The 7091-nt window shown below is 30.0% G+C and carries 7 protein-coding genes; 1 reads left to right on the top strand and 6 read right to left on the bottom strand.

The genetic code is table 11. The annotated features are described in order from the left end of the window. The 5 genes from H9D55_RS02910 to topB form a co-directional block, all read right to left on the bottom strand. A partial coding sequence (locus H9D55_RS02910; RefSeq protein WP_186076696.1) for a hypothetical protein occupies positions 1-491 on the bottom strand: 491 nt, incomplete at its 3' end. 338 nt (positions 492-829) lie between these two features. Further along, complete coding sequence (locus H9D55_RS02905; RefSeq protein WP_186076694.1) at positions 830-1066, bottom strand: arginine deiminase; 237 nt, start codon at positions 1064-1066, stop codon at positions 830-832. A 232-nt stretch (positions 1067-1298) separates the two neighbouring features. Continuing rightward, the gene (locus H9D55_RS02900) at positions 1299-2372 is read right to left on the bottom strand and encodes a DUF3991 and TOPRIM domain-containing protein (protein WP_186076692.1); all 1074 of its coding nucleotides are present in this window, start codon (positions 2370-2372) and stop codon (positions 1299-1301) included. Between the two features lie 48 nt (positions 2373-2420). Continuing rightward, the gene (locus H9D55_RS02895) at positions 2421-3218 is read right to left on the bottom strand and encodes a class A sortase (protein ID WP_186076690.1); all 798 of its coding nucleotides are present in this window, start codon (positions 3216-3218) and stop codon (positions 2421-2423) included. A 1-nt stretch (position 3219) separates the two neighbouring features. Next, on the bottom strand, positions 3220-5376 hold the full coding sequence (gene topB, locus H9D55_RS02890; protein ID WP_186076688.1) for a type IA DNA topoisomerase: 2157 nt from the start codon (positions 5374-5376) through the stop codon (positions 3220-3222). A gap of 129 nt (positions 5377-5505) precedes the next feature. On the opposite strand from topB, the gene H9D55_RS02885 reads away from it, so the two are divergent. After that, positions 5506-5595, top strand: a complete 90-nt coding sequence (locus H9D55_RS02885) for a type I toxin-antitoxin system Fst family toxin (protein ID WP_129407003.1) — start codon at positions 5506-5508, stop codon at positions 5593-5595. Between the two features lie 150 nt (positions 5596-5745). On the opposite strand, the gene H9D55_RS02880 is transcribed toward H9D55_RS02885, so the two are convergent. Then, positions 5746-7059: an ImmA/IrrE family metallo-endopeptidase gene (locus tag H9D55_RS02880; RefSeq protein ID WP_186076686.1), complete on the bottom strand. Its 1314-nt coding sequence runs from the start codon at positions 7057-7059 to the stop codon at positions 5746-5748. Between the last annotated feature and the right edge of the window lie 32 nt (positions 7060-7091).

The raw sequence follows: 7091 nt of genomic DNA, 5'->3' as shown, positions 1-7091 counted from the left end.
GTATTTTCATTTTTATTATCATGATAAAAGTAAGTTGGAAGTTTGTTATCTAATAAATAACTATGCTTAAACTTTATTTTATTATCTTCAATGGAAGAAAATGTTTCTATGTCATTATACGAATGATAAAGCACTCTAGATGGCATATGAAAATTATTTATACTCATAACAAAACCATTTTTTAAAAGAAAACACTTATCAATAAATAATGTATCGGCTAATAAAGTATCATTTAAATACCATTTGCTTTCATGTAAAAAATAATATTCGTTTTTTAAAGTATAGTTTCTAAATCTCAAATCTCTTTTATTCACTTTATTTTTCAAGATTTTTTTAATATGTTTATTCTCGCTTTTTATTGCTTTTATTGAGCTATAATTCAAATTAGCTATGGCTAATAAAGTTAGATAATTTTCACAATAATTATAAAGATAATAAAAATATTTTCCGTGTTCTATCACTTCAATAATTACTGATTCTTTACTTACCACTCTGCAAACTTCGTTAATTATGTATGCACAATTATCAATTCTTTTAATATAGTCTTTTTTCCATTCTATAACGTAACTATTTTTTGAACACTGTACTAGAATACTATCATTTATCCAATTTAAAGACTTCACATTATCGAACTGTTTTTTGTATAATAATTTATTCTTACTATTTTTCACTTCTAAAATACTATTTGTTTCTTTTTTTTAGATAGCAAAAATATTCTAAATTCTTGCTTACATTTAATAAAAAATCTTCTTCATACAAATATAATCACTTCTTTTCTAAAAAATTAAAGCTTACTATCTACAAAGAAAGTAAGCTTTATAACATCATTTTAAGGTTTAACTGTACATCTTTGCGAGTGCATCCAAGGAGCAGACATTACTCCTGCTGCAAGTTCATTATCTGAAGTTAATGTAGCTAATGAATCAAAATCTTTTGATAGCAAAGCATTATATTCTGCTTCAGATAAATCATAACTTTTTAGAAATTCTTCTGGGTTTGATAAATAAGATGCAATTTTTGAGTAATCTCCTTGTAAATCTTGTACCAGCGTATTGAACTTATTCATATTAAAAACCCCCTTTTAAAGAGCATACCACATAATGTGTTCGCTTACAAGACAGAATTTTCTGTTAATAATGAAGACCATTTTTTCTGTTGTTTTTTATATAAAGATAAATCACATGTGTTATAAAACACTTACTTTGTATGGTGTAAATCTAAACTAATTACAATTTTTTCTATATACATTCCTATTAATCATCGACTACCCGAATGAGTTTTTCCTGTTATAAAATCCCCTAATCCATTTCATATTCATTTGATTTTTGTTTTGAACCTTCTAGTAATGACTTTATAGATGTCTTTGATAGTGGTTGTGTTTTTTCAATATCAGATAACATTTGTCCTTCTCTTTTAATTAATACATCATTCCAATCTTTCACATGTTCTGATTTTGAAGGTATATCAAAATACATAGGTACTTCTCCTAATTCATGATGCACAAATGGATTCTCCAATCTTCGCTGAATAAATTCTAACCCTGCTTGATCGTTGTCTACACAGTACACTAGCGTTGGTATCTCTTTATGTGATTTAAATTCATTGCCTAGTTGATGCGCAATGACTTGGTCGTTATTCACACCACGCATGGATACATACTTACTATTAGGCTCTAAACCATTTAATGTGGCATAACTAAGGGCATCAGCTTCTCCCTCAAAAAAGAAAATCTTATCTAGTTTTCCATTATTGGTTTGGAATGAGAATGCTTGGTTGGTATCTCCACCTGATGCAATGAATTTAAATCTCTCACTACCCTCTTTTACATAACTGCCTTCGGCATTATGTCCAACGATTGTTCCTTTACTAATCCATGGATATACAGCATTGTTATTTTTATCTTGTCGTATTAAACCTTTAGATAGCAATGTATCTACAAGGTCTGGGTCTATTTTTCGATCTTCTACAAGATAATCTCTTACTTTAGTCGTATCTTCTTTCATTCTGTCATAAGGGAAAGCATAAGGCTCTTTAGTCTTTATCTCTTTAAAATTCATCCCTTGTTCGCTTCTAATACGGTTATTTTTAGGTTTGTTTAATTCAATAACTGCTTCTCTAAAATTCATATTAAACAATTCTTTTTCTTGGAGTAGTTGCAGTACAGTACCACCTGATCCTCTTGAATTCCATTTATACACATTCTTTTGTGCATTGATGACTAAACTGTCATGATCTTGCATACGGTAGTAATCCCCTTGTTTTTGTAGTACATAACCCTCACTTTCTAAATATTCCACAATACTTACTGTTTTTGCATGTTCAATCGCTTCTTTTTTAAGCATCCCTGCTTTATCAAAAATACTCTTATCCATAATATCTCTCCTTAAATATAAAAAAACTAGCACATCAATATAGATATGCTAGTTTGCAATATAGCTTTCATATAATTGTGTATCTAATTCATTAACATCTAACTTTTCAACAAAACTACCTTGTACAATAATTCGACTTTTTCCGTCTAATGTTCCACATGTTACAAGTGTAATTAATGTTTCACCTTCAACATCCTCGACCCATTGAATTTCTGTTGGTGCAACATACTCAATTTGTTTTATTTCATATACATAAACATAATTTTTATCTGTTGTATATATCTTCATCCCATGTTCAGCACGTTTCAAGGGAGAAAAAAGAGTGTTAGGATCAGGCATTAAATGTCCTGCTAATGCATAGTTTCCTTTACCGAGTTTCATGTTCGGCTTCATTGTACTTGCACCAGTATATAAATTCTCGTTACTTACTCCTTCAACAATCGGTACATTCATTTCTAATGCAGGTATAAATAACTGACCTCTATATAAGCGTTTATTGATTGTTGCATCACTTGGTATACGATCAATCAGTCTAACAGCGTTCCAATCATATGTGATACCTGTATCTTCATATAAATTTGGATGATTTTCTTTAATCTCATCTACATCACTATCGTTTGTAAGAGAATCAATCCATGCTTCATTTTGTTCGATTTGAGTTGCATCATATGTGTTTGCATCTGCATTTGCATGTTTAATCGTCAATGGATCTTTAATATAGAATTGATATGGTTGGTAGAGTAACAGTGCAATCGCAGGTAATAACATAAATATAATAACTAGGCTGATTAATCTACGTTTTTTTCTCTTTTTTTCTATTTGATTCATATAGTCATTAAAGCTCACATCATACCCCTTCTTTCTTAAAGTCTAAAACTACTTTGTATTCTTCATCTAGTTTTAAATACGCATCAAATGTTTTCCCTGCCTTTGATTTAAAACCTTTAACTTTTTGTTTTGTTCGTTTGTTTTCTATGAGTTCTTTAACAAGTGAATCTGATAAATTTTTGCCCACTACTTTACCATAGATTACAAACCCACAATCACGATCTTCACAAACATACATTTTTCCATACTTTGATGTGATTTGTTTTATATCATGATTTCCACATTTAGGACATTGACCATATTCAGATTCATTACTTAACGCAATCTTAGATTTACCAGTTTCATCTAAAATACCATTCTCTACCAGTTCTTTATTTACATTACTTATCTGATGAGTAATGTAGCGTTTTGTGTTATCAAGAAAACCATCTAACGTTTGTTTCTTATCAGTGATCCCCTTTAATGATTTTTCCCATTTTGCTGTCATGTCTGAACTAGATAATAATGTGTTCGTAACGGCTTGACATAGAATACGTCCTTTTTCTGTAATAGATACTTTATTTTTTGATACAGTAATATATTCATGTTGTTTTAGCTTTTCTACGACATCAGCACGTGTCGCTTCCGTACCTATACCTTCAACTTCTTTTAGTATCTCAGCATCTTCTGGATTTTCTGAATACTTACCACATGTTTTCATTACAGTGATTAATTGTCCTTCTGTATATGGTTTAGGGGCTTGTGTCATACCTTCATGTATATATGGTTTTACTGATATTTCTTCTCCTTCATCCAGCATTGGTAACTTAGTTTGTTTTTCTTCATCTGTTTTTTCTTGCTTAGCATAGATATTCTTCCATCCGAGTGAACGGTCTACACGACCAGTAGCAAAAAAATCATGTGATTCAGCAACAGTAAGTATCACTTTAGTTTCTTCATACTTGTAATCGTCCATAAACATAGCAAGTGTCGTATTATATATTTCAAAAAATATGTTTTGTTCATCTTGTGATAGTGATTCAATCTGATTTTTATTAACTTGTTTAGTTAGAATAATTGCATAGTGTTCTTGTACTTTTGAATTATTCACATATCGTTTTTTAGCATCCCTCTGTGTAAATTCAGATGCATTTAAATCACTAATCGTAAGATAATGATCTAAATGATTCACTAAATATTGATGTTCTTGTTCTGTGATATATTGTGTGTCTGTTCTTGGATAAGTTACTAATTTAGCTTCATAAAGTTTCTGCATGATTTGTAGTGTTTTCTTTGGACTATATTTCCATCTTTTGTTCGCTGTTGTTTGTAGTGTACTTAGAGAATGAAGTTGTGGAGATGATTGTGATTTCTCTACTACTTCAATATTTGATACGTTAGCTGTATGTGCATCTTTAATTTCATTAAATATATCTGTAATTTTATCGTGATCTGTATCTTTAATTTTCATCTTAGCTGTAAAGGTATGTTCATCTTTATTAAAGTCACCATGAATTTCATAGAATTTTTCTGGTTTAAATTGTTCTATTTCTAGTTCTCTCTTATAAATCATATATAAAGTAGGGGTTTGTACACGTCCTACACCAAACGGAGTAGAAATGTTCATTGCTTTTTGTATGTGCAATGTATATAAAGGGCTTAAATTCATGCCGATCAGATAATCACTCATCATACGTGCTTTCGCTTCTTGGTACATCAGATAGTCCATAGAGCTATCTTTAAGTTGATTAAATCCTTTAAAAATCTCTTCTTTTTCTAATGAATTAATCCATAGCCTTTTTATTGTTTTGTTTTTAATACCTGCATGTTCCAAAATTAAATAAAAGATATTACTCCCCTCTCTATCGACGTCACATCCATTAATAATAATATCTGCTTTTTGACATAACGATTTTACAGAGTTGAATTGTGCTTTCTTCTTTGGATCCACTTCAAATTCAAATCGTTCTGGGATAAACGGTAAGTTATTTAAATCCCATGTGTTCGTTGGATTTTGATATTCTTGTGGTTTCTTTAATTGAACTAAGTGACCAATTCCCCATGTAAGATATGCACCTGACTTAAATGTTGAACATGGCTCAAGTTCAATATATGTTTTAGTTCGATTTTTAATTGAAAATGCTTCTGCATATGCTTTAGCTTGTGATGGTTTTTCGGCAATAATTACTGTTGTCATTGTTATTCCTTCTTTCCAAAAAAAAGAGAATAGAACGTAATTCTATTCTCAATCTATATTTATTTTATTGTTATAATTACTTTATCTCCAAGCCACTTCTGTGCATATAGCATAGAAGGAGGTGAAATCATGTTTAACACGTTGTTTGAGTTTTTAATAGCACCAATTATTGTAGGTGTTATTATATCTCTATTTAAATATTGGTTAGATAGAGATTAATCTCGCTTGGAGATACCAATACACCAAAAAACCCCCAATCTACTGGCATAGATTGGGGGTTAGGTGTTTCATGTATAACACATTGTTTGTTAGCTATATTATAACATCCTATATTCAACAGAAGCAAATTTACTCTATTATTCTTTGAACTCATTCCCGTTCTAAACTAGATTGCTGTTTACTTTGTTTAGGATTTGGATCTAATTCGTTAATAAAATCTTTTGCTTTTTCATCTCCATATTTTTTCGTTGCATCAATTAAATTGCTTTTAAAATCTTTATCTGAATTTTGTTTTAGACTTTCTTCTACTGCTTCTTTAGTCACAAACACTGATGTTTCTTTTTCTCGATCATACAGCTCATATATTTCAAATGACTTTTCTTTCTGGAAATTTCTATCATAGTTAGCTTGATCTAAGGTACGTTCTTGTGCTTTTAAATCCTTATCTAGTCCTTTAACTATAAATCGTTCTTGTGAACGTTCTTTTTCAGAAATTTGTTCTAATTGATGATCAATACCTTCAATAATCTGTCTGCTTGCTCTTTGTACATTAGAAAAAATGTCATCCAATTCTTTCTCTTCCACATTACTTAAATGTTGTGTCCATGAATTAACATAGTCCATTGAATAATCTTTAGTATCTAACTGATAATAAGTAGAAACTACATATGCAGTCATTTCTGCTTCTGCTTCTGCTTCTTTGGAAGATAAAGATGTTCCTTTACCGGTAGTGTGTAAAAGATAATGTCCGAGTTCATGAAATGCCACTTTTAATTTTTCAGTTTCAGTAGCATTGTCGCTTATCTTTATCTTTGCTTCACCAGTCAATACATTAGTTGAGTATTCTCCACGAGCAGCACTATCTAACGTTGCACCTTCGATATAATCAATTTCATTGCTCTCAATATATAATTTTGTAGCTTCATCAAGTGCTTTAATGTTATCGCCTTTGTACACAAAATTTATTGGCTTATTAGGATAAAAATCTGGATATTGTTCTGGTTTTGCTGTTGTTTGAGTTATATCAAATATAGGAACTAAAAAAAATCCTCGTTTCTCTTCCTTAAATTGATCTAATTCTTTTGCTTTAGCTTTTTTTTGCATTTCTTTTGATAACTGACCAAAACTTAATTCTTTTCCATTTATTTTATATATATCATACTGTGTTGGTGCAAAAATTTTAATTGCTTTTTGACCTTTTCTGATATATAAATTATCGTCTTTATTCCATCCTTTTGCTGATTTTACAGCACCAAATGCACCACTATACTGTGAGCGTATTAAAGTTTGATTCTTATAGCTATACTTATAAAACTTTGACATAAACTCTAAATATTCTACTAAATCTTTTGGCTTTTTAACTGATCTTTCTAATTCTCTCTTTGCTTTTAGTGTTAGTTGTTGAACTTCTTCACGACGTTCTTCTATAGTTTTAGGTTGATATTTCTTTTTATATCCAGTCATTTTAAAAACTCCTTTTATTTAAAATAAAAAAA

The organism is Phocicoccus pinnipedialis (assembly GCF_903994035.1).
Classification (GTDB): domain Bacteria; phylum Bacillota; class Bacilli; order Staphylococcales; family Salinicoccaceae; genus Phocicoccus; species Phocicoccus pinnipedialis.
This window is presented reverse-complemented; position numbering and strand designations above follow the sequence as displayed.

What these genes read in the sequence shown, in the direction of transcription:
- topB (WP_186076688.1), bottom strand. Translation starts at nt 5,376, where the DNA reads ATGACAACAGTAATTATTGCCGAAAAACCATCACAAGCTAAAGCATAT.
- H9D55_RS02880 (WP_186076686.1), bottom strand. Translation starts at nt 7,059, where the DNA reads ATGACTGGATATAAAAAGAAATATCAACCTAAAACTATAGAAGAACGT.
- H9D55_RS02905 (WP_186076694.1), bottom strand. Translation starts at nt 1,066, where the DNA reads ATGAATAAGTTCAATACGCTGGTACAAGATTTACAAGGAGATTACTCA.
- H9D55_RS02885 (WP_129407003.1), top strand. Translation starts at nt 5,506, where the DNA reads ATGTTTAACACGTTGTTTGAGTTTTTAATAGCACCAATTATTGTAGGT.
- H9D55_RS02900 (WP_186076692.1), bottom strand. Translation starts at nt 2,372, where the DNA reads ATGGATAAGAGTATTTTTGATAAAGCAGGGATGCTTAAAAAAGAAGCG.